Consider the following 24,989-nt stretch of genomic DNA (forward strand, 5'->3'; position numbering starts at 1 on the left):
TCCCGGATCAGATCACGCCGTCGAACATCATCACATCCACCTCGTCGCCCGCGGCGACGCAGCCCTGGCCATGGGGCAGCACCACGAGCCCGTTGGCCTCGACCATCGAGCTGAGCACGCCGGAGCCTTGGTTGCCGGCCACGCCGACTTCGGGCAGCGCGCCCGGCACCATCCTGACGAAGCCCCGCTGGTATTCGGTGCGGCCCGGCTTCTTGCGGATCGGGCCCGTGCTGCGCGCGCGCAGCAGCGGCGGGGGCGCCGACGCGGCGTCGTTGCAGCCCATCATGCGCAGCAGCGCCGGCCGCACGAAGGCCAGGAAAGTGACCATCACCGCCACCGGGTTGCCCGGCAGGCCGAACAGCACGGCCGGCGGCTGCGTTGAAATGGCATCGCGCGGAATCAGCCCCACGGCCAGCGGGCGGCCGGGGCGCATCGCGACGCGCCAGAAGGCCATGTCGCCCAACTGCTGCATCACGTCGCGCGTGTGGTCGGCCGCGCCGGTGCTGACGCCGCCGCTGCTGACGATGGCGTCGGCCTCGCGCGCGGCGCGTTGCAGCGTGGCGGCGAGCGTGGCCGGGTCGTCGCGCACCAGGCCGAGGTCGACCACCTCGCAGCCCAGCCGCGCGAGCAGTCCGAACACGGTGTAGCGGTTGCTGTCGTACACGGCGCCTTCGCGCGGCGCCTCGCCCAGGCTCAGGATCTCGTCGCCGGTCGAGAAGTACGCCACGCGCAGCCGCCGCAGCACGGGCACGCCCGAAAGGCCCAGGCTGGCGACCATGCCGAGCGCGGCCGGCGACAGGCGCTCGCCCCGGCGCAGCGCGGGCTGGCCCTGCATGAGGTCCTCGCCGGCAAAGCGCCGGTTGTCGCCGCGCCGAAGCACATGCGCCGGAAAGCGCACCGTGTCGCCTTCGACATTGCAGAACTCCTGCGGGATCACCGTGTCGAGGCCGGGCGGCATCATCGCGCCGGTCATGATGTGCACCGCATCGCCGGTGGCCAGCGCCCCGCGCCATGCCGCGCCGGCCAGCGCGGTGCCCACCACGCGCAGCGTGACGGACGCGTCGCTGGGCGCGTCGGCGGGCAGCAGCGCGCCGTCGAAGGCGTAGCCGTCCATGGCGGAGTTGTCGTGCGGCGGCACGCTGATGGGCGAGACGATGTCTTCGGCCAGCACGCGGCCCAGCGCGTCGAACAGTGAGACGCTCTCGCGCTGGGTGACGACGGCCGGTGCCGTCAGCTGCGAGAGAAAGGCGTGCACGGCGTCGACGCTCAGGTCGGCGGCGTCGTAGCCCGGGAGGGCGGAGGCGATGTCTGCGATGCGACTCATGGGCTCATCAGCGGTTTTCGAGTGCGTGCAGCTCGGCCAAGGTATTGGCGTTGAAGAAGGCGTCGGGCGCGTCGCCCGGGCGGTCGAAGGGCACGCGCACCGTGCGGTGCTGCGCGGCCCATGCCTGGACCTTGCGGCCGCCGGTGTCGACGTAGCGGCGCAGGCTGTCGCGCAGGTCGGCGCGCAGCAGGCAGAAGACGGGTTGGGCGCGCAGCGTTGGCGCCTCGCCGTCCGCGGCCTCGGGGGCGCTGGCCATGGCGATCTCCGCGTCCGCTGCGGCGGCAGCTTCGGCAAGGCGCGCGGCAAGGTCGCGTGGGAACAGCGGGGTGTCGCAGGGCACGGTCAGCAGCCACGGCGTGGCGCAGTGCTCGAGCCCGCTCAAGAAGCCAGCGAGCGGGCCCGGATAGTCGGCCACGCTGTCGGGCCAGACCGGCACGCCGAAGGCTTCGTAGTCGGCCAGGTTGCGGTTGGCATTGACCATCAGCCGGCCGACCTGCGGCCCCAGCCGCCGCACCGCATGCAGCGCCAGCGGCTCGCCGTTGAAAAGCTGCAGCCCCTTGTCGACGCCGCCCATGCGCGAACCGCGGCCGCCGGCCAGCAACAGGCCCGTGATGTCGGCGGGCGCGATGATGGCGTGCGCGGGCATGGCGGCCGCCTGGGTCGTCATCCGCCGATGTAGCTCATCTCGACGCGGCGCGGGGCCTTGTCGTCGCCATCACCGGGGGCGCCGGTGTTGCCGGCGGCGGGCCCGCGCAGGGCGCGCAACTCGGAGTAGCGGTCGGCGCGGCCCTGCCAGATGTGGCCGACGGCCGAGGCGATGTCTTCGTCGCTGGCGGTGCCGCGCAGCAAGGGGCGCAGGTCGTGGCCCGCGCTCGCGAACAGGCACAGGTAGAGCTTGCCTTCGGTCGACAGGCGGGCCCGGCTGCAGTCGTGGCAGAAGGCCTGGGTCACGCTGCTGATGACGCCGATTTCGCCGCCGCCGTCGGCATAGGCCCAGCGCTGGGCGGTTTCGCCGGGCGTGGTGGCCTGCAGCGGCACCAGCGGGAACTCGGCGTGGATGCGCGCAATGACGTCGGCCGAGGGCAGCACCTCGTCCATGCGCCAGCCGTTGGTGGCGCCCACGTCCATGTACTCGATGAAGCGCAGCACCACCTTGCCGCCGTGGTGCGCGCGGAAGTAGCGCGCCATCGGCAGGATTTCTTGCTCGTTGGTGCCGCGCTTGACCACCATGTTGACCTTGATCGGCCCCAGGCCCGCGGCCAGCGCCGCGTCGATGCCGGCCAGCACGTCGGCCACCGGAAAGTCGACGTCGTTCATGTGGCGAAACACCGCGTCGTCCAAGCTGTCCAGGCTCACGGTCACGCGCTGCAGGCCGGCGGCCCGAAGCGTGGCCGCCTTGCGCTGCAGCAGCGAGCCGTTGGTGGTGAGCGTCAGCGCCAGCGCTTCGCCGCCGGGCGTGCGGATTTCAGCGAGCTGCCCGACCAGCCGCTCGATGTTCTTGCGCAGCAGGGGCTCGCCGCCGGTCAGGCGGATCTTGCGCACGCCGTGCGACGCGAACACGCGCGCCAGCCGCGTCATTTCCTCGAAGCTCAGCAGGGCGCTGTGCGGCAGGTACTTGTAGTCCTTGTCGAACACGTCCTTCGGCATGCAGTAGCTGCAGCGGAAGTTGCAGCGGTCGGTCACGCTGATGCGCAGGTCGGTCAGGGGCCGGCCCAGGCGGTCGAGCAGGTGGCCGGTGGCCGGCACCGCGAGCGCCGGCACGGCCACCGCGGGGTGCGCGTGGCCGACGGCGGAGATCGGAATGACGGTGCTGCTGCTGTGCTTCATGGGGTGGGTCCGATTTTGCGCCATCGCCCATGGACCCATTCACCGCAGGCTACTTGCGGCGGCATCGGGGCGCCCCGGGGGTCATCCCTTGCAGAGCTTCAGGTTGGTGCGGGTGGCGCGCACCACCGGCAAGAAGATCTCGGCGTCCGCCGGCGGGTAGTTCTCCTTGATGCCGTCGTCGGTACGGGCGGCGTCCTCGGCCAGCGGCTGCAGGGTCTTGAGGCAGGCGGCGCGGTCGTTGAGCTTGAACTGCGTGAGCGCCAGGTCGTTGCGGATCCAGCCCTTGGTGATCCAGTCGAGCGTCTTGTCGCAGTCCGACAGCACGGGCGCCAGCGTGGTCTGGGCGACGGCGTAGTCCCGGGTGTCGTACAGGCGCTTGAAGGTCTTGCGCGAGTTGGCCACGGCCTTGTCGGTGCAGCCCGGGGTGGGGCGGGTGTAGGTGCCGTCGAAGCTGGCGCGCATGCCGCAGCTTTCGCGGCATTGCTCCGACCCGTTGGTCGAGACCTGCACCTTGTCGGCGCTGACCGCGAAGCTCACGACACAGCTGGTGTCGTCGATCTTGGCCTTGCCGCGCACGATGGCGCCGTCGAGCGCGCAGGTGTGGGCGTTGGCGCCGATGGTGGTGATGTCGAAGCGCCCGTCGGACTTGACGCGCAGCGCGCCGCTGCCGCCCTGGTAGATGTATTCGCCGGCCGGCGGCGTGGTGGTGGGCGGCGTCTGGGCTGTCGCCAGGCTGGCGCCCAGGAGCAGGGCGAAGGGAAGGGCAAGGGGAAGGATGTGCTGGAACTTCATCGTTGGAATCTCCCGGGGAAACGTGCCGCGCAAGAGTGTATCGATCGTTGCCGGATGTTTTCCCGGGCTGGCCGGTTTTCGCCATCCCTGCCGGGATGTCTTGACGTGGCCAATGAGAATTCCTATCATCTGGATGCCTGAGTACGCAACACGTCGACAACGCAAAGGGCTCTTCCAACCAAGGAGCTTTTCGACCGTGCCGTACACCCTGCCAGCCTTGCCCTATGCCTTCGATGCGCTCGAACCCCACATCGACGCCCAGACGATGGAAATCCATCACGGCAAGCACCACCAGACCTATGTCAACAACCTCAACGCGGCGCTGAAAGACACGCCGCACGAGGGAACGCCGGTCGAGGAGCTCATCGCCGGGGTCGAGCAGCTGCCCGAGGCGCTGCGCGCGCCGGTGCGCAACAACGGCGGCGGCCATGCCAACCACAGCCTGTTCTGGACCGTGATGACGCCGGTCGGCCAGGGCGGCGGCGGTACGCCTTCGGGGGCGCTGGCCAAGGCCATCGACACCGACCTGGGCGGCTTCGACGCCTTCAAGGAGACCTTCACCAAGGCGGCCCTCACGCGCTTCGGCAGCGGCTGGGCGTGGCTGTCGGTGGCGCCCGGCGGCAAGCTCGCGGTGGAAAGCAGCGGCAACCAGGACAGCCCGCTGATGCGCGGCATCGGCTCGGGCAACACGCCGATCCTGGGGCTGGACGTGTGGGAGCACGCGTATTACCTCAAGTACCAGAACCGCCGGCCCGAATACATCGCGGCCTTCTACAACGTGGTGAACTGGGCCGAGGTGGCCCGCCGCCACGCGGCCGCAACCGGCGGCTGAGGCGCGGCGCCATGAACGACCCGCGGCAGATCACGGTGGCGGATGCGGGCCCCAAGCCCGCGCGTGCGATGCGCGAGCGGATCGGCTTCGCCATCGTCGCCGCCGGCGCGCTGGTGGTGCTGACACAGTTCTGGACCTTCGTGCGCGGCGACCCGCTGGTGTGGAACGCCTTGCTCGGCGGCTCGGTCGCGGCGCTGGCCACGGCGCTCGGCACGCTACCGGTGCTGTTCTCGCAAAAGCTCCCCGAGCGGCTGCAGGACACCCTGTTCGGCTTCGGCGCCGGCGTGATGCTGGCGGCCAGTGCCTTCTCGCTGATCATTCCGGGGCTCGAGGCCGCCAAGACCGTGGGCGTGTTCGGCGGCGGCAACTGGGCGGCGGGCGGGGTCATCGGCTCGGCCATCCTGCTGGGCGGCGCCGTGCTGATGCTGATGGACCGCGTGTTGCCGCACGAGCACTTCATCAAGGGGCGCGAAGGGCAGACCGCCAAGCAACTGCGGCGCACCTGGCTCTTCGTGTTCGCCATTGCGCTGCACAACGTGCCGGAAGGGCTGGCGATCGGTGTCGGCTACGCAGCCAACAACGGGCTGCGCGCGGACGCGCTGGCCACCGGCATCGCGATCCAGGACGTGCCCGAGGGGCTGGTCGTGGCCGTGGCGCTGCTGGCCGCCGGCTACAGCCGTGTCTTCGCGGTGCTGATCGGCATGGCGTCAGGGCTGGTCGAGCCGCTGGGCGCCGTGCTGGGCGCGGCGGTGGTCGGCCACTCGGCGATGCTGCTGCCCTGGGGGCTGGGTTTTGCCGCGGGCGCGATGCTGTTCGTGATCAGCCACGAGATCATTCCCGAATCGCACCGCAAGGGGCACGAGGCCTTTGCCACCAACGGGCTGATGGTCGGCTTCGTGCTGATGATGCTGCTGGACACCGCGCTGGGCTGACGCCGCCCCGCGCGGTGTTCTGCCGCTCGGCCGTCAGCCGTGCTTGACGGCGACGGTCTTCAGCGTGGTGAAGCCGTACAGCGCCTCGAAGCCCTTTTCGCGGCCATAGCCCGACGACTTCACGCCGCCGAAGGGCAGCTCCACGCCGCCGCCCGCGCCGTAGTTGTTGATGAACACCTGGCCGCTCTTCACGCGCTTGGCCATGCGGAACTGGCGCGCGCCGTCGGCCGTCCACACGCCGGCCACCAGGCCGAACTGCGTGGCGTTGGCCAGCGCCACCGCTTCGTCTTCGTCCGTGAACGACATCGCGGCCAGCACCGGGCCGAACACCTCTTCCTGCGCCAGCCGGTGGCCCACCGGCACGTCGCGCAGCAGGGTGGGGGCCTGGTAGAAGCCGGTCTCGGGCGCTTCCTCGACCACGACGCCCTGCGCCACCATCGGAATGCCGGCATGCTGCGCATCGCTCAAAAAGTCCCACACGCGCTGCTGCTGCGTCTGGCGGATCAGCGGGCCCACGTCGAGGTCCATGGCCGCGGGGCCCACGCGCAAGGCCTCGAAGGCGTGGCCCAGGCGCTCGAGCAGCGGCTCGTAGATGTCGCGCTGGATCAGCACGCGCGAGCCGGCCGAGCAGGTCTGGCCGGCGTTCTGCACGATGGCGTTGATGACCACGGGAATCACCGCGTCCAGGTCGGCGTCGGCGAACACGATCTGCGGGCTCTTGCCGCCCAGCTCGAGCGTGACCGGGCAGTGCCGCTCGGCCGCCACCTGCTGGATCAGCGTGCCGATCTTCGGGCTGCCGGTGAAGCTGATGTGGTCGATGCCTTCGTGCCGCGCGAGCGCGTCGCCCACCTCGTGGCCGTAGCCCGTCACGATGTTCAGCGCGCCGGCCGGAAAACCGACCTCGGCCGCCAGCTGCGCCACGCGGATCAGCGAGAGGCACGCGTCTTCGGCCGGCTTCACCACGCACACGTTGCCCGCCGCCAGGCTCCGCCCACGCTGCGCCCGAAGATCTGCATCGGGTAGTTCCACGGAATGATGTGGCCGGTGACGCCGTGCGGCTCGCGCCAGGTGAAGACGCTGTAGCCGTCCTGGTAGGGAATGGTCTCGCCGTGCAGCTTGTCGCAGGCGCCGGCGTAGAACTCGAAGTAGCGCACCAGCGCCACCGCGTCGGCGCGGGCCTGCTTGACGGGCTTGCCGCAGTCGCGCTGCTCGATCAGCGCCAGTTCGTCGACGTGCTCGGCGATCTTCTGCGACAGCTTGTAGAGCAGGCGGCCGCGGTCGGCGGCGCTGACCTTGTGCCAGACGCCCTCGAAGCAGTCGCGCGCGGCGCGCACGGCCGAGTCGATGTCGGCGGCGTTGCTGCGCTGGATCTCGTCGAAAGTCTGACCGTCGGAGGGGTCGATGACCGGCAGGGTGCGGCCGGAGGAGGACGGAACGTCCGCGTTGGCGATGTAGTTGAGCTGCATGGGGCAGGATTTTGCGCGAATCGCGCAAAACCGTGGGCGCCCCGGGCCGCAAACCCTGGCGTGGCCCTGCCTGGCCTTACTTGGCCACGACGGCCTTGGGCAGGGCGCGTATGGCGTTCAGCATGCGCTCCACGTGCTTGTCGGGGTTCAGGTTCTGGTAGTAGTAGGCGACCTTGCCGTCGGGTGCGATCACGTACGACAGGCGGTTGGCGAAGTCGGGCTTGGTCTGCATGACGGCGTCGAAGCCCTGGATCACGGCCTTGGATTCGTCCGATGCCACCGGAAACCGGTTCTGGCACGACTTGACCGAGAACTTCGACAGCGTGCCGATGTCGTCCGCCGACACGCCGATCACCGTGGCGCCCAGCGCCGCGAACTTGTCGATGGCCTCGGCGAAGGCATGGGCTTCGATGGAGCAGTCGTTCGAGTCGGCCGCCGGAAAGAAATACACCACCACCGGGCCCTTGGCGAGCGCGTCGGCCAGCGAGTAGCGGAAGGTCTTGCCGCCCAGCGCGGCCTCGGCCGTGAAGCGGGGCGCGGGGTCGCCGATGTCGAGCGCGGCCCAGGCTGGATGCGCCAAAGCTGCAAAAACTGTCATCAAGGCGATGCGTGAGAGGATCGGTCGGGCCATGATGTAACTCCGGAGCGGTGTGGCCCGAATTTTAGGCTTCAGGGGCCGCTTCGGAAGTGGCCGGACTGAATGAAACCGGAGCCCGCCGGCCGGCGTACAGAAGAAGACAGGGACCGACCCATTGAAGCAACGGAAGTACTTTTCATGAACGCCTGGCTTTTACCTTTGCGCATCGCGCTCGCAGGCTTCCTGATCGCGGCGCTCGGCGCCTGCGGTTCGCTGCCCGCGGCGCGCGAACGGCCCGCCGAAAACTCGGCGGCGGCCGACCCCTCCACCACGCTGGCCAGGATTGCGGCCGCCTCCACGCCGCCGGGCGAGCATTCGGGCTTCCGGCTGATGCCGCTGGGCGTGTACTCGCTCGACGCACGCATCCAGCTCGCCCAGCGGGCCCAGCGCTCGCTGGTGGTGCAGTACTACCAGCTCGAGAACGACGCCGTCGGCCGCCTGCTGCTGCGCACCCTGCGCGAAGCGGCCGCGCGCGGCGTGAAGGTGCGGGTGCTGGTGGACGACCTGTACACGGTCAAGAGCCAGCAACTGCTGCTGGCGCTGTCCGAAACGCCGAACGTCGAGGTGCGGCTGTTCAACCCGTTCTGCTGCGGGCGCAACGGCTTCCTGTCGCGCTTCGCGGCGTCGCCGTTCGAGATCGCGCGGCTCAACCACCGCATGCACAACAAGCTCTTCATTGCCGACGGCGTGATGGCGGTGGTGGGCGGGCGCAACATCGCCGAAGAGTATTTCGTGCTGAGCGAGGCGCAGAACTTCATCGACATGGACGCGCTGGTGATCGGCAAGGTGGTGCCGCAGCTCGAGTCGATCTTCGACGCCTACTGGAACAGCGTGCAGGTCTGGCCCATTGCCGACATCGTGACAGGCGAGCGCGGCCGCACCCCGAACACCGCCGACTTCGACGACTGGGTGGGCATGGCCGCGCCCCCGCCGAAGATCGTGCTGCCGCCTTCGGACATCCTGGGCTACGGCCCCATCGCCGAAGAGCTCGACGGCGGGCGCATGGGCCTCTTGTGGGGCGAGGCCCGCGCCATTGCCGACCCGCCCACCAAGCCCGCGACCATGACCGCCGACGAGGCCATTTCCACCAGCGTGACCATGAAGGTCTGGGCGCTGCTGCTCGACGCCAAGAGCGAGGTCGACCTGACCTCGCCGTACCTCGTGCCGGGCGAGCGCGGCATGGCCGCTTTCGACGAGCTGGCCAAGCGCAAGATCAAGGTCACGCTGCTGACCAATTCGCTGGCCGCCAACGACGAGCCGCTGGTGCACACCGGCTACGCGCGCTACCGCGAGCGGCTGCTGCAAGGCGGCGCCGACCTGTACGAGCTGAGCCCGCAGCGCACCACCGCGGGCGAGCGCTTCGGCATGTTCGGCAAGTCGCTCGGCCGGCTGCACGCCAAGACGGCGGCCATCGACAAGACGCGCATCTTCATCGGCTCGATGAACCTCGACCCGCGCTCGGCCAGCCAGAACACCGAGATGGGGCTGGTGGTCGACAGCCCGCAGCTCGCGCGCGAAATGCTGCGCATCATCAACATCAGCAAGCTGCAGAACTCCTATCGGTTGAGGCTCGCCAAGGGCACCGGCACGCTGCAATGGCTCACCAACGACGGCGAGAAAGAGGTGATCCTGACCGCCGAGCCCGAGTCGAGCTTCTTCCAGCGCTTCTACAACATGCTCATTGCGCCGATCGTTCCCGAGATGCTGTTGTAGCCTCGGGGGAATGGCACAGACTTTTACTTCGTTGTCCGCCCCGCAGGTCATGCTGTGGGGCGTGCTTTTTTTCGGCGGCATCTACTTCGGTTTCGGCGGGCTGACATGGCTGCTGACGAAGCGGGTGCTGCCCGCGCTGGGTATCGGGCGCGTGCTCGATCCGCGGCCGTTGCAGCCGGGCCAACTGCGGCGCGAGCTGGGGCAGTCGTGCGTGTCGGTGCTGATCTTCGGGCTGGGCATGGTGTTTCCGTGGGGCTTGCTGCAACTGGGCTGGGCGCGGCTCGACGGCGACGCGGGATGGCGGCAGATTGCGCTCGAGATCCTCGCGCTCGCGGTCTGGAACGACGTGCATTTCTGGATCAACCACAGGCTGCTGCACACGCGCTGGCTGCGGCGTTTTCACGGGCCGCATCACCGCTCGTTCGTGACCACGCCGTGGGCCACCTACAGCTTTCACCCGATCGAGGCGCTGATGCTCGGCAACGTGATCCTGCTGCCGATGGTGGTGCACGACTTCAGCTTCTGGGCGCTCGCGGCGGTGCCGGTGTTCAGCCTGTTCTTCAACTGCGTCGGGCATTCGAACTACGACTTCTTCACGGGCGTGTCGTACAGCCACTGGTTCGCGGCGAGCCGGCGGCACCACCTGCACCACGCGGTGCACAACGGCAACTACGGGTTCCAGTTCACCTTCATGGACCGGTTGTTCAGGACGCGCATCGCGGCCGATGCGGCCGAACCGCTTTTCCAGGCCTTTCGCAAGAAGCATGGCGCGACCACGGCCTGACGCGCGCCGCCATCATCGCGTGCCGAGGCTGCGCCACTGGCGGGACTGGCAGAGCCTGGCCTACCTCGTCGCGCTGCCCGCGCTCGCGGCGTGGCAGTGGGCGCATGGCTTCAACGTGCTGCTGTATGCGCTGATGCTGTTCCTTACGCTGGGCATCGGCGTGATCCACCACAACCACGTGCACCTGCGCATGTGGCGCGGGCGGCGCATGAACCGGCTGACCGATTTCTGGATCACGCTGCTGCAGGGCCACCCGACCTTCGTGTTCTGGCCCGCGCATGTGGCCAACCACCACCGCCACCGGCACGGCCCGAAGGACGTAGCGCGCACCTACCGCTTCGGCGGCGACACCAACCACCTGTGGGGCTACCTGCTGCATCCGTTCCAGGCGGTGTGGGTGCTGATGCCGGTGTTCTTCGGGTGGCTCGCGAGGCTGAGGCGGCATCGGCGCGGCGCATGGCGCTATTGCATGGCGCAGTACGCGCTGTGGCTGGCCAGTTGGGCGGTGCTGCTGGCGCTCGACTGGCGCAAGGCGCTGGTCTTCGTGATCGTGCCGCAGCTGCACGGCCTGCACTGGCTGCTGGCGACCAACTACCTGCAGCATGCGCATGCCGACGGCCGCAAGACGGCGCACGCGGGAGCGCCGCGCGATACCCCGGGTAGCCGGCTGAACTACGCCCGCAATTTCGAGGGGCTGGTGAACCCTTTGCTGTTCAACATCGGCCTGCACACCGCACACCACGAGAACCCGCATGCCCATTGGTCCGAGCTCACGCATCTGCATCGCACGCGTTATCGCGCGCGGGTCGATCCGGCGCTCAACGAGGGCGGACTGGTTCCCTACATGGTGCGCGTCTTTGTGCTGGGGACCGTGTGGCCGCGTTTTCGCAGCCGCTCGCTGATGCCTCCCGATTCATCCATCACCTGAACCCATGCCCGTTTCATTCCAACGCGTCTACCTTGAGAGCGCCGGCTACTTCATGCCGGGCGAGCCCATTCCCAACGACCGCATGGACGCGTACATCGCGCCGCTCAACCGCATGTCGGAGCGCATCAAGCGGCGCATCCTGGCGGAGAACGGCATCCTCACGCGGCACTACGCGATCGACGCGGAGGGCATGACGCAGCACACGAATGCACAGCTGGCAGCCGGCGCGATTCGCGACTGCCTGCGGCGTGGCGGGGCGGATCTTTCGCGCGTGTCGCTGCTGGCCAGCGGATCGTCGGGCGGCGACACGCTGATGCCCGGCTTTGCCAACATGATCCAGGGCGAGCTGGCGGCGCAGCCGATGGAAACGCACTCGGTGCACGGCATCTGCGCGGCGGGCGTGTCGGCCATCCAGACGGCGGCGCAGGGCATCGAGCTGGGCGCGCACCGCTCGGCGGTGGCGGTGGCCAGCGAAATGCCGTCGCGCCTTTTCAAGCGTTCGCGCTTTGCCGCGCGCGGCTACGAAACCGACTTCGACTCGCACTTCCTGCGCTGGATGCTGTCCGATGGCGCGGGCGCCTTGCTGCTGTCCGACGGCACGCCCGCGCTGGCGGGCGCGCCGGGGTTGCGCCTGAAGCTGAAGTGGGTGCACCAGCGCGCCTTCTCGGGCGACTACCCGGTGTGCATGCAGCTCGGCCTGACCGAAGACCGCGCGCGCGGCCACCTCGACTTCGGCTCGTGGGCCGAGGCCGAAGCCGCGGGCGCACTGTCGCTGCGGCAGGACATCCGCCTGCTGCCGCACCTGTTCGACATCGGCATCCACGAATACGCGGGGCTGGTGCGCGACGGCTGGGTCGACCCGAAGCGGGTCGATCACTTCCTGTGCCACTACTCGTCGGAAAAATTCATTTCGGTGGTGGAAGACCTGATGGCCAAGGCCGACCTGTCGATTCCGCGCGAGCGCTGGTGGAGCAACCTCGCATGGCGCGGCAACACGGGCGCCGCGTCGATCCTCGTGATGCTGGCCGAGTTCCTGCACACCAGGACGCTCAAGCCCGGCGAGCAGATCTTCTGCTACGTGCCCGAGTCGGGGCGCTTCATGGCGGCCTACATGCTGCTCGAAGTCGAGGCGGTGGAAGCCGCGCCGGTGGCCGTGGCGCCGCGCGCGGCCGCAGTGCCGGAAGACGACCTCGTCATCGCGCCGCCGCACGACCCGGCCGCCGCGCCCGAGGGCCTGGGCGCCTTGCTGACCGAGCTGGCCGCCATCTGGCACGACTACCGCTCGCGCGTCTGGCGCACACCACTGGTCCGCCAGATCCGCGAGCGCCGCTTTGCCGTGCCCGACTACCTGAACTGGATGGAGCAGTGGGTGCCGCAGGTGCGCGAAGGCAGCCTGTGGATGCGCGAAGGCGCGGCCTCGCTCAGCGAGCCGTACCAGATGCTGGCCTCGCTGATCGGCGTGCACGCGGGCGAGGAGCAGAACGACTTCAACATTCTCTTCAGCGACTACCGCAAGGCCGGTGGCACGGTCGAGACGATCGACGAGTTGCGCCGCAACCCCGGCGGCGAGGCGCTCAACGCGTACCTGCACGGCCTGGCCGCTACGCGCGACCCGATCGGGTTGCTGGGGGCGATCTACATCATCGAGGGCACGGGCCAGCGCATCGTGCCGGCGCTGCTGCCGCTGCTCAAGGCCAGCCTGAAGTTGCCGCCCGATGCCTTCCGCTTCCTCGAATACCACGGCCACAACGACGAGCACCACCTGAGCCGCTGGCTCACCGCCGTCGAAATGGTGATGGCCGTCGAAGGGCAGGCCCGCGCCGCCCGCCAGATCACCGACACGGCGCGCCACACGGCCGCGCTGTACCTGATGCAGTTCCAGCACATCACCGAGCGCATGCCCCATGGATCGAACCCCTGATTTCCTGACCCAGGCACACGACGAACGCGACCCCAGCCCCTGGCTGGCGCTGTACCTCGACCAGAGCACGCCGCTGCCCGACAACGTGAAGGCGGCGTGGCTGGCCGATTCGAGCTCGGGCTCGCGGCAGTACCTGCTGCCTTTCCTGCGTCCGCTGGCGCGGCTGACGATCATCCTGATCCAGATCGTGAAGGTGTTCGTGCCGCGCAACTGGTCGCACTCGATGCTGCTGCACCGGTTCCTGGCGTGGGGGCTCAAGCGCTTTGTCTCGCCCGAGGCCAACTGGCTGATCCTGCGGCACTTTCACCTGGGCTCGCAGGTGCTGGCCTTCATCGGGCGCAATTCGCCGGCGCCCGTGGGCACCAACCCGCTGGAGCCGGCCGACATCGACGCGCTGAAGGACGAGATGTTCCTCAAGCACGACCTGAACCTGTTCAACTTCGTGATCCGCCTGAACACGGCGCTGCGCGACAAGGGGCTGGCGCTGTGCAAGGCGGAGCAGGTCGATTTCTCGATGATCAAGGAGCCGGCGCTGCGGCTGGAGGACATGCCCCAGGGAAAGCTCAATTTTCTCGACCTGCAAAGCGCCATCGAGCTGTTCACGCCGCTGTACCAGCTGATGCTCACGGACAACGATTTCTGGCGCGCGGCCAACTCCTTGCAACTGGACGAAACCATCGGCATCTACACGGCGACCATCCTCGCGGCGCCCGAGCACCTGATCCTGGTCAACAACAAGCACCCGCTGGTGCCCCTGTCGACCCTGCGGGCGGGGCACCGGCTGGTGATCCATGGGCTTTCGACCGAAATGCTGCACAGCCTGCTCCAGCGCATGCAGGCGGCCCAGAAGGCGGGGGAGGCCGGGAAGGTCGGGCAAGGGGAGACATCCCTGTACGAGCAGCCACTTGCATAGGCGTATGCTGCCCCCAGATGCAAACCATGAACACGACCCGCAATCCGTCTCCCAAGACCGATCTGGCAGTGACCCAGGTGCTGGCTCAACTGCTGGAAAAGCTCGAGCACAGCCGCGTGCCCGTCGGCGCCGCGCAGTACCGCTCGGTGGTCGAGCACCTTGTCCACGAGTTCGAGGACGTCGAGCAGGGGGCCGAACTGGGCCGGCTGCTCGATGCTTATCCGGCCGCGGCCGAGGTGTACGAAAATCTCAACTATCAGCACGCCGGCCTCTGCCGGTCGGCGCTCGACGCTTCTCTCTCGGCCGAAGTCAGTGCCCGTGAAGCCATTGCCCGCGCCATGCGCGGTGCTCAACCGAACACAAAGGACAAGACGCATGGCGAAGGGTGAAGTAAAGACGGCGGTGGTGGCGGACGGCCTGCGCTACAAATCGAAGACGCCGGGCTCCCCGTTCCGCGCCTCGGCGTCGTTCAGCGGGGCGACCATGTCCTGCTTCATGTGCGGCAAGCACCGCGTGCGCTCGCAGCTGCGCACGCGCCAGGTGCTGGGCAAGTCGCAAACGGTCTGCGCGCCTTCGTGCAAGGCGCTCGACGAAGCGCTGGAATAACCCTGAAGCAGTCTCTTCGCTACCATAGCGGAGAGACGTTTTGGAGACATTTCCACGTGCATAAGTCACGGATTGACTCCCCAATGACTCGATTTGGATATACAGTTAGAAACAAATAATGCATGTAATTGCATTTATTCAAAAGTTCTAATTTCAGTCGACTCAATGAATTGCAGCCTAGCCATTGACGCCCCTTGCCGGGCGTGGATTTCAACGCTCGCAAAGGGGTTCAGCCATGGCTAAGCCGCGTCACGTTGTCATGCAGGTGGTCAAGCGCTCGTCGGGCAGCGCCACGCACCACGTCGAATTCCTGATGGACGACAACTTCGCGGAACGCCTGCGCCAGTTGCGTTCGCTGGTGCCACCCCTGAGCAGCCTCAACAAGCAGCGCGACCTCGTCATCGACAAGGTGCGCGTGCGCCTGCCCAACGCCATCTGGCGCTCGGGCAACGAGATCGACATGGACGGGGGCGTGGACGGCTCCTGCATCGTCATCGCGGCCGAGGGCTCCTTCAACTGCGGCGGCAAGGACCGCAAGACGCGCGAGAAGCTCGTGACGTACAACTTCTCGATTGCCCGCCTGATCGAGCTGCACGCCGAGCGTCCCGAAGGCGAAACGCTCTACATCCGCGACGGCGTGTTCGCCAACGACGAGCCGGCCGAGTCGCCGGCCGGTCGCTGGGTCACCTCGATGCACGAGCTGGAAGTGGTGATGCGCGTGCCCGACGCCCCGTCGGACTTCGACACGCTGCACGAATTGACGATGCGCCCCGAGCACCAGCAAGGTGGCGCCGGCGGCACGCACCGCGCCACCACCTTCTTTTGATTTTTCAGTTGGCGGCAGCGCGCCGGGGGCCGCGCCCACGGGCGAGTACTGCGCGCGGTTGTCGGCCAGCCAGCGCTGCGACAACGTGCTGTCCTGCTGCGTCGGATGGAAGTCCGCGCGCAGGTAGCTGCGCCAGCCGGCGACATTGCCGCGCAGCAGGCCGTTGCGGCTCAGCAGCACGCGCGCCGCGCTCTTCCAGGTCGACCATTTCCACAACTGCTTTTCGTGGCGCAGGTTGTCGAGGGTCTGGTGCATCAGGTCGCCCAGGAACATCAGCGTCACGCGGCGGAACCAGCGCGTGCGCCATTCGTGTGACCCGCCCGCGGCCTTGTAGATGTCGAAGGCAACGCTCTTGTGCTCCAGCTCCTCGGCGCTGTGCCACAGCCACATGGTGCGCAGGCGGGGCTCGGCGCCGTCGAGGATGGCAGGGTGGGCCAGCAGCCATTCGGCGAACATGGCGGTGAAGTGTTCGGTGGCGGCCGTGACGGCCAGCGCATGGCGCGGGTCGGCTTCTTCCATGAGGGTCAGGCGCTTGCTGGCGCGCGTGGTCCAGCCGTCGACCAGGCCCTGGTTCTCGAGGTGGGCGTTGAACAGCGAGTGAATGCGCCGGTGCGTCGCCTCCTGGCCGATGAAGCCGCGCACGTCGGCGCGGTACTGCTCCTGCGCTTCGGGCGGCAGCGTGGCCATGGCGTCGCGCACGGCGTCGATGAAGAATTGCTCGCCGAAGGGAAAACTCATCGACAGGGCGTTGAAGAAAGCGGTCGAGAATGCGTCGCCGCCACACCAGTCGCGGGCAAACGGCGGTTGCAGGTCGATCAGCAGGCGGCGGACAACGAGTTCAGTCATGAAATCAAGCCTCGAAAAAAGCACGGAGTTCGTGGGAGGGAATGTTGGTACAAGTTCGTACCGCATGCCGCCATGGTGCAATTGTCGTTTGGTACTGTCAAGTACCAAGACGTAGGAAAATGTGCCATCCATGACCGAAACCATCGAAAAAGCAGTCACGCCGAAGTCTTCCGACGGCCCGGCGAGCGAGCACTACAACCGCCTGCTCCAGGGCATGGCGCAGGCCGTGGCGGCCAAGGGCTACGCCGAGACGACCATCGCGGACATCGTGCGCGAGGCGGCCGTGTCGCGCCGCACCTTCTACGAGCACTTCAGCACCAAGACCGAGTGCCTGATCGCGCTGTACGAAACCGCGAGCCGGCTCGCCCTGCAGGCGGTGAGCGAGGCCTTCGACCCGGTGCAGCCCTGGCACGCGCAGGTCGAGCAGGCCATGACCGCATATTTCGATTACCTCGCCCAAGACCCGGTGCTGCTGCGCACGCTCTTCGTCGAGATCCTCGGGCTGGGCATGCCGGGGCTGGTGGTGCGGCGCCGCGTGAACGACGAGATCGCCAACTTCATCCAGGTCGCCATCAACAGTGCCGGCAGTGCCGACGAACCCGCGGCCCACCTCACGAGCGAGATGGCGATGATGGTGGTCGGCGGCATCAACGAGCTGGTGCTGCAAGCCATCGAGCAGGACCGCGCGGGCGACCTGCGCGAACTGGTGGTGCCCTCGACGCGGCTGGTGCGCGCCGTGGCGGCCGAAAGCCTGCGCTAAGCCCGGGTGCGCCGGGCTTCCGGGTCGCGCGGGGTGGCCATTGCCCACAGGGCCAGCAGCCCCGCGATCGTCAACGCCAGCAGGACGGCCAGATGGGGCAGCACGTCATGCAGCGGCGCGCCCATCTGGTTCAGGCGCAGCGAGGCCTGGATGCCCGACGTGCTCGGGAACACCCAGCGCAGCGCCTGCAGCGGCCCCGGCAGGGCTTCCACGGGCCACGAGAACCCCGACAGAAAAGCCATGGGCAGGGCGGTGAACAGCAGCACCTGCAAGGCCCGCTCGCGGTCGCGGAACCAGCAGCCCAGCAGCAGGCCCAGCGTGCAGATGGCGGGCACGTAGAACACCAGCAGCAAGAGCGCCCCCCACGGATTGCCGCCGCGCGGATAGTCCTGCAGGAAGAACACCCACCCGAAATAGAACATCCCGCTTAGGACGCCGAAGCCCGAGAGCGCCCCCAGCCGGCCGAGCCATGCGCCCATGGAGGCCCGCAACCGCCCGGCCTCGGCCCAGGTGCCGGCCAGCATCGCCACGCCCATCAGCAGCGTCTGCTGCAGGATCAGCAAGGCCACCGCCGGCACCACGTAGCTGCCGTAGCCCTCGGTCGGGTTGAACAGCGCGACCAGCTGCGTGTTGAGCGGGCTGCGGCTGCGCGCGGCCTGCACCGCGCTCTGGCCGCTGGCCTGCAGCTTGCGGATTTCCACACCCGCCGAGACCGTGCCGACAGCTTCCGAGAAGCCGTACAGCACCGCCTTGTTCAGCAGTGCATAGGCCCCGTTGCCCTCGATGGTGACGACCGCCGACGTGCCGCGCAGCACGTCGCGCTTGAGGTCGGCCGGCAGCAACGCGTAGCCCTCGATCTCGCCGCGCCAGAGCGCCTGCTGCGCCTCGTGCACGTCGGCCGTGACCATGCGCACGTCGAGCCGCGGATTGGCCATCGCGAAGCGCGCGATCTGCCGCGACAGCGCGCTGTGGTCCTGGTCGACCAGCGCCACCGGCACGCGCGTGACGGCCTGCGTGCCGTAGGGCCACGGATAGAAGAAGCCGTAGATGATGGGCGCGAGCAGCATGATCAGCAGCACGCCCTTGTCGCGCAGCACGGCGAGGGCGGTGTCGCGCCACGCGGCGCCCAGGTGGGTGCGTTCGTCGGTCGTCATCAGCGTCCACCCCAGGTGTCGGGTGCCCGGGCCGTGCGCACCAGCGCGGCGGCCGACGCGGCAAGCAGCACGGCGGTGCCCAGCACCATCCACAGCGGCGTGGCCACCGAATAGAGCACCGGCGCGCCCATCTGCAACTGCTCCATCTGCACGCGGATGTAGTGCGTGTAGGGCAGCAGGTTGGCCCACATGCGCGCGAAGAACGGCATCGCGACCAGCGGAAAACCCACGCCGCCGAACGCGAACGCCGGCGCGGTGATGAAGCCCGTGGCCGACAGCGCGGTGCGCAGCGAGCGCGTGAGGCCGGCCACGAAGGCGCCGAGCGCGATCGACAGCGCCAGGAACACCACCAGCGCGAACAGCGTCCAGCCGAGCGAGCCGACCGGATGCCAGCCGCGTCCTGCCGTGATCCACACCATGGCCGCGACCGCGACGACGGAAAGGCTCGCGAACGGCAGCGCGAGCTTGCCCGCCAGCGCGGCCAGTGCCTCGTGCCAGCGCGGCGCGGCGCCCAGCCATTCGCCGATGCTGCGGTCGCGCAGTTCGCGGCCCACGGCCCATGCGCCAGCCGTCATCGCGAGGATGTGCAGCAGCGCCGGAATCAGCGCCGCGCCGAGGAACTGCTCGTAGTCGGTCGAGGTGTTGAACAGCGCGACCATGCTCGCCTTGATCGGCTCCATGCTCACGCGCGCGGCCCGCATCGACTCGCCGCGCTTGTTGCGCACCGTGAGCTCGACCCCGGCCGACACCGTGGCCACGGCCGTGCGCACGTCGCGCTGGATCAGGCTCGAATGCGTGCCCAGCTGCGCGTTGTGCAGCAGCACGACCTGGCCGACGCGCCCTTGCTTCACGTCGCGGCTCAGGTCGCGCGGCAACTGCACGGCGGCATCGACCGCGCCGCTGGTCAGCGCGCGCGCCATCTCGCCTTCGTCGCTGTACTGCTGCACCACGCGCAGGCCCGGCGTGGCATCGAGAAAGCGCACGAGCAGGCGAGAAAGAGAGGAGTGGTCCTGGTCGAGCACGCCGATGGGCAGTCGCTCGGGCAGGCCGGCCGAAAAATCCACCAGATCAGCAGCACCGCGAGCATCGGCACCCACGAGACCATAGCCAGGTCCCACGGGCGCGTGCGCAGCAGCGCGAACTCGCGCCGTGCGCTGGCTGCGGAAAAGCCCCGGAGGCGCATCGGGTGATTCGTCCCGCGCGGGCTCAGTCGACCAGCACGCTCATGCCGGGCCGCGCGCCGTCGATGGGCTGGAGCGGACGCGCGCGGACCTCGAAGGTGCGCACGTCGAAGCCGGCGCCGCCGCGGGTGGCGCGCCACGTCGCGAAGTCGGGCAGCACGGCGCTGTAGTAGACCTTGAAGCGGGCCGTGCGCTTGCCCTCGGGCAGCGCGGGCAGGCGGGCGTCGAATTCGTTGCCGAGCGCGAAGCGGGCGAGCCGGTCTTCGCGCACGTTGAGCACCACCCATTGGTCGTTCAGGTCGACCACGGTGGCGACCGCCACGCCCTGCGGCGACAGCTCGCCGACCTTGGCCAGCACCTTGGCCACCTCGCCGCCGACCGGGCTGCGCAGTTCGGTCTCGGCCTTGGCGGCTTCGGCTTCGGCCACCACGCCGGCAACCTGGCGCGCTTGTGCGCTGGCGGCGGCCTTGTCCTCGGGGCGGGCGCGCTGCGTGCCATGTCGTACTGCGCCTTGGCCGCGATGGCGGCGTCGCGCGAGGCCTTCCAGTTGGCTTCGGCCTCGTCGCGCTTCTGGTCGGCCACCAGGCCTTCGCGCGCCAGTCCGTCGACGCGGCGGAACGAGGTCTGCGCCAGTTGCGCGGCGGTTTCGGCGCGCTGCCACTGCATGCGCGCCATCTCGACTTCTTGCGGACGCGCGCCGTTCTGCGCCTTCTCGGCCACGGCCTGCGCGGCTTGCTCGGCGGCGGTGGCCTGCGCGAGCTTGGCGCGCACCTCGGGGCTGTCCATGCGCACCAGCACGGCGCCGGCCTGGATGCGGTCGCCTTCCTTCACCGCCACTTCGGCGATGCGCGCCGTGACCTTGCCGGCGACGTCGGTCTCGCGCGCCTCCATCTGCCCCTGGAACACCTCGGGCGCAGGCTGCGACGCGCGCCAGAAACCCCAGACGAGCACCGCCAGCACGAGCAGGGCGGCGAGTATGGCGATCAGTTTTCGGGTCTTGGCACTCATCATCAATTCACCTTCACGTCGGCACGTGCGATGTAGTCGGAAAACCTGTCGGAAAGGCCCGCGCTTTCGAGCAGTTGCGCAAGCGCCTGCACGTAGTCGTTGGCGGCTTGCGCGCGTCGGTCAGCACCTTGGCCTGGTTGGTCTCGGCGTCGATCAGGTCGAGCGTGGTGCTCGTGCCTTCGCGCAGCCCCGAGGTGCGCAGCTTGACGACCTCTTGCGCCAGCTCGATGGAGACCTTCATCTCGAAGTACTGGCGCCGCGCGTTCTCCAGCGCGCGCCAGTTGCGTTCGACCAGCAGCGAGATGTCGCTGCGCGCCTGCGCGTCGGTGCGCTCGGCCTGCTCGACCTGCTTGAGCGAGGAGGCGGAAAGGGCGTCGCGGTCGATCGAGTCGTACAGCGTCCAGCGCACGCCGATGCCGGCCACCCAGTCGGCGTTGCCGCTCTTGATCTCGCGCGTGCCGAAGGCAATGACCTGCGGACGGCGCAGTGCCTCTTCGCCTTCGTGCAGCTGCTCGGCCTGCGATTTCTTGGCCGCGACCTTGCCCAGGCCCGGGTGCCGCGTGAGCGCCGAATCGATGAAGTAGCCCAGCGGCTCGACCGGTGTGCTGATGAGGAACAGCGGCGTTTGCGGCGCCACGCTGCCTTCGGCGCGCACGGTGCGGGCGAGCGCGATGGCGGCCAGCGCCGCGTCGTCCTCGGCCTTGCGGGCGTTGCGTCGGGCTTCTTCGTAGGCGGCGCCGGCCTGCAGCCGCTCGACGCGCGAAATGACGCCGGCCGCGAGCATCTTCTGCGCGGCCGCGTCGTGTTGGGCGATGGTGCGCTCGGCCTGCGCGCGCAGCGTGGCCGCGCGCTGCGCGAGCTGGGCGCCGAAGTAGCGCTGCACCAGCAGCGTGTCGACCTCGTGGCCGGCCTGTTCGGCGTCGGCCTGCGCCTCGCGCGTTGCGCCGACACGAAGCCGCGCACCGCATCGGTCGCGCCGCCGACGTAGAGCGGCCACACGGCCGAGATCGAGGTGTTGGCGCCGGTGTCGTGCCGGTTGAGCGTGTAGCTGTTGGGCAGCTGCGGAATCGGCACGCGGGAGATCACGCTCTGGATCGACGACGGCAGGGCCGAGCCGAGTTGGCCGAGCTTCTGGTTGAGCGGATCGAGGTCGAGGTTCAGGTTCGCGTTGTAGGCATAGGCCAGCCCCGAGATGCTGACGGTCGGGCCGCCCAGGCCCTTGAGGCCCTGGCTCTGCAGTTCTTTCGCGTCGACGGCCGCGCGGGCGGCGGCCAGCTTGTCGGAGCGATCGACCATGCGGGCGCGGGCCGCGTCGAAGCTCAGCGACAGGGGGCCGTCGCTGCGGGCCTGCGCTTGTGCTTGCGCGAAGGCAGGGGTGCCCAGCACCAGCAGCGCCGGCAACAAGAACAGGGAAGAGCGAAGGGCGGGGCGAGGGCTTGTCATCGGTTCAGGCGGCCTTGCGCAGCAGGGTGTCGAGCTCCTGCTGCAGGATCACGGGGAACGCGGCCTGCACCGCGCCGGTGGCGAGCGGGCGCGCCTTCTCGAGGAGTTGGGCCGTGCGTTCGGCGTCGATGGCATCGCCGGCCAGCAGGCTGTCGGCCAGCGTGCGCAACCAGTGGCGCGCCACGGTGCGCAGGGTGCGGGCCATGGTTTCCTGCATGCCGATCACCTGCTCCAGCGGCAGGCCCAGCGCGGCGAGCTCTTCGGCCACCTGCCCGAGCGCGGGGCTCAGCATCTGCACCTGGCCGTCGGGCAGCTCGCGCATCAGGCCGGCCTTGGTGGCGCGGGCGAGCAGGGCGGGCGTCATCTGGCCCTTCCACTTGGCGGCGATGGCTTTGGCGGGCACGACCACGGGCGTTTCCGAGGCGAACAGGCTGCCCGACATCGATCGTGCAACCGCCACCAGGTCGCCCCACACCGAAGCGGGCGCGCGCCCGAAGATGCGGCGGATCGCCTCGATGCCGAAGCCCTGCTCGCGCAGTTCACGGATCAGCGCCAGGCGCTGTGCGTGGTCGTCGTCGTAGAGGCCGAGGCGCCCGCGCAGCCGGGGCGGCGGCAGCAGCCCGGCGGTGGTGTAGGCCCGGATGTTGCGCACCGTGACGCCGGTGCGCGTGGCGAGCGCCTCGATGGAGAGGTCGTCGGTGTCGGCCACGGCGGGTGCATTCATGCGACAGATTCTATGTTACATCGAAAGTGTTGCATTGATCGGGCCGGGCTCAGACCTGGATCGTCGGCTTGTACTCGGCGGGAAGCACTTCCTTCCATTTGCCGAAGAGCGCCATCAGTCCGACCGCCACCGCGCCCGACAGCACCACCACGCCGCACGCGTGCGCCCAGCCGCCGTCGAAGGCGCCGAACATCACGGCGCGAAAGGCCTGCACCACCCAGCTGAACGGCAGCCAGCTGTGCACCGTGCGAAAGAAGCCGGCCGACAGTTCCACCGGCAGCACGCCGCCGCCCGCCGACAGCTGCAGCGTGAGCAGCAGCACGGTCAGGATGCGGCCGAAATCGCCGAACACATGCAGGATGGCGAACAGCACCACCAGGAACACCAGCGAGGCCAGCGCCATCGTGAGCGCCAGCGCCGCCACGTGCGGCGCTTGCACGTCCAGCACGCCGAGCAGCGTGGCCAGCACCAGCGCCACCTGCAGCAGCACGATGAGCGCGGGCATGGTGATCTTGCCCAGCGTCTTCGCCAGCTTCGGGTAGTGCGTGTGCTCCGACAGCACGATGCGGATGTTGAACAGGTAGCCCGCCATCACCGCGCCGATCCACAGCGCCACCGACACCATGTTGGGCACGAAGGCGCTGCCGTTGTTGTCCACGGGCGCCACCACCTCGACCTTGGGCTCGACCGAATCGGCCAGGCCCGAGGCACTGCCCTGGATGCGGGTGATCGACGCGGGCAGCGCGGCCTCGATGGTGCGCACGCCGGTCAGCAGGCGCTGCGCGCCTTGCGCGAGCTGCGCGCCGCCCTGCACGAACTCGTCGAGCTTGCGGTCTTCGGGCAGCTTGCCGGCCATGGTGCGGATGCCGGCGGACAGCGCGCCCATGCCGTCGGTGAGCTTGCCCACGCCGCCTTCGAGCGCCGTGGCGCCGGCGTCGAGCTTCTGGTTGCCGTCCTGTGCCTTGGCCATGGCGGACTGCGCCTGCTCGAGGCCGCCGCGCAGCTTGTCGGCGCCGCCCGCGAGCTCGCCGGCGCCGCGGGCGATGCGCTCGCCCACGAAGGGAATGTCGGCCGACTCCTTCTGCAACCGGCGCGCGCCGTCGCCGAGCTGCCCGGCGCCGCCGTGGAGCTGGTCGAGCCCGTCGCCGATCTGGGCCAGGCCGCTGCCGAGTTCGTGCTGGCCCGCCGCGAGCTGCTGCGCGCCGCTCTTGAGCGCGCGCAGGTCGGTGTCGGCCGGCAGCTTCGACTGGATGGTGCGGATGCCGCCGTTGACCTGCTTGAAGCCGCTGCCCACCTGTTGCGCGGCGGCGCTGTACTGGGTGGTGCCGGTGGCCAGCGCCTGGCTGCCGTCGCGCAGGGCCAGCAGGGCCTGCTTGAGCTGTTCGAGCCGCTGCTGCGAGCCCGCCGCCGCGTTCAGCACCAGTTCCCAGCGCTGCTCGTTGAGCATTTCGTTGACCTGGTGCCCCAACTCGCCGGCAAAGCGGCGGGCCAGTCCGGCCGAGCTGTAGTTGTTGCCCTCCGAGGTGTAGACCACCAACTGGCCCGCGCCGCGCTGCGTGCCCGGCACCGCGTTGGCGCTGAAGTCCTGGGGAATCAGCAAGGCGAAGGCGAGCGTGCCGCGCCGCACTTCGGCGCGCGCCGCGGCCTCGTCGGTCATCACGCGAAAGCCGAAGGCGCGCTTGGCGAGCAGGGTGCCCGTGAGCTGCTCGCCCACGTTGACCGAGTGCGACATGTAGGTCACGCCGCGGTCCTGGTTCACGATGGCGGCGGGGAGGTCGGCCGTGTGGCCGGCCGGGTCCCAGACGCTCGTGAGGTAGATCAGCGCGTAGATCGCAGGCACCACGCCGACCGCCACGATGGCCAGCAGGATGCGCGGAAAGCGCTGCACGACCGCCAGCTCGGCCCGCGCAATGGCCAGGGTGCCGGCGATCAGGGCGCGCAGGTATCGCATGGGGCTAGGAGGTCTTCAGCGCCATGGCGGGGCGGTGCGCGAGAAAAAAGCTCAGGCCGGCTTCTTCTGCGCGGGGTCGTAGAAGAACTGTTCTTCGGCGATGCGCTCGCCCTCCCAGCGCTGCCAGGCGATTTCTTCCATGCGCATCTTTGCGCCGCCCTTGAAGGCGAACTCGAAGATCCAGTGGATGGCGACGTGGTCGCCGTTCACCAGCACCGGCCGCACGCAGTTGGAGATCACCGACTCGGTGCGCTCCAGCACGGCGCTTTCCTGCGCCACCAGCGTGCTGCGGCCCCGCCTCGGCTCGGCCTGGTTCTCGCGCATGGTCGCATCTTCGGTATAGAAGTCTTCGATGGCCTTGGCGTGCGCGCCGCCTTCGACGGCGGCAATGAACGATTCGAGTCGGGCGGGTGTGGGCATG

At 68.9% G+C, this 24,989-nt stretch carries 21 protein-coding genes and 3 pseudogenes; 10 read left to right on the plus strand and 14 right to left on the minus strand.

Annotated elements, in window-relative coordinates; translation table 11 throughout:
- Positions 1 to 7: 7 nt before the first annotated feature.
- The 4 genes from glp to BMG07_RS07080 form a co-directional block, all read right to left on the minus strand.
- A complete protein-coding gene (gene glp / locus BMG07_RS07065; protein ID WP_198083957.1) occupies positions 8 to 1,324 on the minus strand; it encodes a gephyrin-like molybdotransferase Glp in 1,317 nt (438 codons plus the stop codon).
- Between the two features lie 7 nt (positions 1,325 to 1,331).
- Positions 1,332 to 1,991 carry a molybdenum cofactor guanylyltransferase MobA gene (gene mobA / locus BMG07_RS07070; RefSeq protein WP_269758738.1) on the minus strand — a complete coding sequence of 220 codons (660 nt, stop codon included), beginning with the start codon at positions 1,989 to 1,991 and terminating at the stop codon, positions 1,332 to 1,334.
- Positions 1,988 to 3,151, minus strand: a complete 1,164-nt coding sequence (gene moaA, locus BMG07_RS07075; RefSeq protein WP_198083958.1) for a GTP 3',8-cyclase MoaA — start codon at positions 3,149 to 3,151, stop codon at positions 1,988 to 1,990. The genes mobA and moaA overlap by 4 nt, the downstream gene beginning before the upstream one ends.
- A gap of 81 nt (positions 3,152 to 3,232) precedes the next feature.
- The gene (locus BMG07_RS07080; RefSeq protein WP_198083959.1) at positions 3,233 to 3,943 is read right to left on the minus strand and encodes a hypothetical protein; all 711 of its coding nucleotides are present in this window, start codon (positions 3,941 to 3,943) and stop codon (positions 3,233 to 3,235) included.
- A 196-nt stretch (positions 3,944 to 4,139) separates the two neighbouring features.
- Between BMG07_RS07080 and BMG07_RS07085 the strand changes: the two genes are divergently transcribed.
- On the plus strand, positions 4,140 to 4,775 hold the full coding sequence (locus tag BMG07_RS07085; protein ID WP_198083960.1) for a superoxide dismutase: 636 nt from the start codon (positions 4,140 to 4,142) through the stop codon (positions 4,773 to 4,775).
- A 68-nt stretch (positions 4,776 to 4,843) separates the two neighbouring features.
- Complete coding sequence (locus tag BMG07_RS07090) at positions 4,844 to 5,707, plus strand: ZIP family metal transporter (RefSeq protein ID WP_374221247.1); 864 nt, start codon at positions 4,844 to 4,846, stop codon at positions 5,705 to 5,707.
- 33 nt (positions 5,708 to 5,740) lie between these two features.
- Here BMG07_RS07090 and BMG07_RS07095 read toward each other — a convergent pair.
- Positions 5,741 to 7,173: pseudogene (locus BMG07_RS07095) on the minus strand (aldehyde dehydrogenase family protein).
- A 76-nt stretch (positions 7,174 to 7,249) separates the two neighbouring features.
- Complete coding sequence (locus BMG07_RS07100; RefSeq protein WP_198083962.1) at positions 7,250 to 7,804, minus strand: peroxiredoxin; 555 nt, start codon at positions 7,802 to 7,804, stop codon at positions 7,250 to 7,252.
- Between the two features lie 144 nt (positions 7,805 to 7,948).
- Between BMG07_RS07100 and BMG07_RS07105 the strand changes: the two genes are divergently transcribed.
- The 7 genes from BMG07_RS07105 to BMG07_RS07135 are packed head-to-tail and all read left to right on the plus strand — an operon-like array spanning position 7,949 to position 14,675.
- The gene (locus BMG07_RS07105; RefSeq protein WP_198083963.1) at positions 7,949 to 9,523 is read left to right on the plus strand and encodes a phospholipase D family protein; all 1,575 of its coding nucleotides are present in this window, start codon (positions 7,949 to 7,951) and stop codon (positions 9,521 to 9,523) included.
- A 10-nt stretch (positions 9,524 to 9,533) separates the two neighbouring features.
- Entirely contained in the window at positions 9,534 to 10,307 is a 774-nt protein-coding gene (locus BMG07_RS07110) for a sterol desaturase family protein (RefSeq protein WP_198083964.1), read from the plus strand.
- Complete coding sequence (locus BMG07_RS07115) at positions 10,288 to 11,235, plus strand: fatty acid desaturase (protein WP_198083965.1); 948 nt, start codon at positions 10,288 to 10,290, stop codon at positions 11,233 to 11,235. The genes BMG07_RS07110 and BMG07_RS07115 overlap by 20 nt, the downstream gene beginning before the upstream one ends.
- 4 nt (positions 11,236 to 11,239) lie before the next feature.
- On the plus strand, positions 11,240 to 13,156 hold the full coding sequence (locus tag BMG07_RS07120) for an iron-containing redox enzyme family protein (protein ID WP_198083966.1): 1,917 nt from the start codon (positions 11,240 to 11,242) through the stop codon (positions 13,154 to 13,156).
- Positions 13,140 to 14,069, plus strand: coding sequence for a hypothetical protein (locus tag BMG07_RS07125; RefSeq protein WP_198083967.1), 930 nt, complete (start codon positions 13,140 to 13,142; stop codon positions 14,067 to 14,069). Before BMG07_RS07120 ends, BMG07_RS07125 begins: the two co-directional genes overlap by 17 nt.
- Positions 14,070 to 14,086: 17 nt before the next feature.
- Positions 14,087 to 14,458 carry a hypothetical protein gene (locus BMG07_RS07130; protein ID WP_198083968.1) on the plus strand — a complete coding sequence of 124 codons (372 nt, stop codon included), beginning with the start codon at positions 14,087 to 14,089 and terminating at the stop codon, positions 14,456 to 14,458.
- Positions 14,445 to 14,675 (plus strand): hypothetical protein, encoded by a 231-nt coding sequence (locus BMG07_RS07135; protein WP_081266289.1) that lies wholly within the window; start codon positions 14,445 to 14,447, stop codon positions 14,673 to 14,675. Before BMG07_RS07130 ends, BMG07_RS07135 begins: the two co-directional genes overlap by 14 nt.
- An 844-nt stretch (positions 14,676 to 15,519) precedes the next feature.
- On the opposite strand, the pseudogene BMG07_RS07140 reads toward BMG07_RS07135, so the two are convergent.
- Positions 15,520 to 16,347, minus strand: a pseudogene (locus BMG07_RS07140) (metal-dependent hydrolase); the annotation flags it as partial.
- A 130-nt stretch (positions 16,348 to 16,477) separates the two neighbouring features.
- Between BMG07_RS07140 and BMG07_RS07145 the strand changes: the two are divergent.
- On the plus strand, positions 16,478 to 17,107 hold the full coding sequence (locus BMG07_RS07145; protein WP_198083969.1) for a TetR/AcrR family transcriptional regulator: 630 nt from the start codon (positions 16,478 to 16,480) through the stop codon (positions 17,105 to 17,107).
- Here the strand turns inward: BMG07_RS07145 and BMG07_RS07150 are convergent.
- The 7 genes and pseudogenes from BMG07_RS07150 to BMG07_RS07180 all read right to left on the minus strand — a co-directional run bounded on the left by BMG07_RS07150 (position 17,104) and on the right by BMG07_RS07180 (position 24,988).
- Positions 17,104 to 18,261, minus strand: coding sequence for an ABC transporter permease (locus tag BMG07_RS07150; RefSeq protein WP_198083970.1), 1,158 nt, complete (start codon positions 18,259 to 18,261; stop codon positions 17,104 to 17,106). The two genes, BMG07_RS07145 and BMG07_RS07150, sit on opposite strands and share 4 nt — an antisense overlap.
- On the minus strand, positions 18,261 to 19,325 hold the full coding sequence (locus BMG07_RS07155) for an ABC transporter permease (protein ID WP_307866890.1): 1,065 nt from the start codon (positions 19,323 to 19,325) through the stop codon (positions 18,261 to 18,263). The genes BMG07_RS07150 and BMG07_RS07155 overlap by 1 nt, the downstream gene beginning before the upstream one ends.
- Before the next feature lie 142 nt (positions 19,326 to 19,467).
- Positions 19,468 to 20,453: pseudogene (locus BMG07_RS07160) on the minus strand (HlyD family secretion protein).
- A 10-nt stretch (positions 20,454 to 20,463) separates the two neighbouring features.
- Positions 20,464 to 21,447, minus strand: a complete 984-nt coding sequence (locus BMG07_RS41695; RefSeq protein ID WP_307866891.1) for a TolC family protein — start codon at positions 21,445 to 21,447, stop codon at positions 20,464 to 20,466.
- 450 nt (positions 21,448 to 21,897) lie between these two features.
- Positions 21,898 to 22,617: a MerR family transcriptional regulator gene (locus tag BMG07_RS07170; protein ID WP_198083971.1), complete on the minus strand. Its 720-nt coding sequence runs from the start codon at positions 22,615 to 22,617 to the stop codon at positions 21,898 to 21,900.
- A gap of 49 nt (positions 22,618 to 22,666) precedes the next feature.
- Positions 22,667 to 24,568, minus strand: a complete 1,902-nt coding sequence (locus tag BMG07_RS07175; protein ID WP_198083972.1) for a YhgE/Pip domain-containing protein — start codon at positions 24,566 to 24,568, stop codon at positions 22,667 to 22,669.
- 51 nt (positions 24,569 to 24,619) lie between these two features.
- The gene (locus BMG07_RS07180) at positions 24,620 to 24,988 is read right to left on the minus strand and encodes a nuclear transport factor 2 family protein (RefSeq protein ID WP_198083973.1); all 369 of its coding nucleotides are present in this window, start codon (positions 24,986 to 24,988) and stop codon (positions 24,620 to 24,622) included.
- Position 24,989: the final 1 nt, after the last annotated feature.

The sequence above is a fragment of the Variovorax sp. E3 genome (assembly GCF_016082275.1).
In the GTDB taxonomy this organism is placed as follows: Bacteria; Pseudomonadota; Gammaproteobacteria; order Burkholderiales; family Burkholderiaceae_C; genus Variovorax.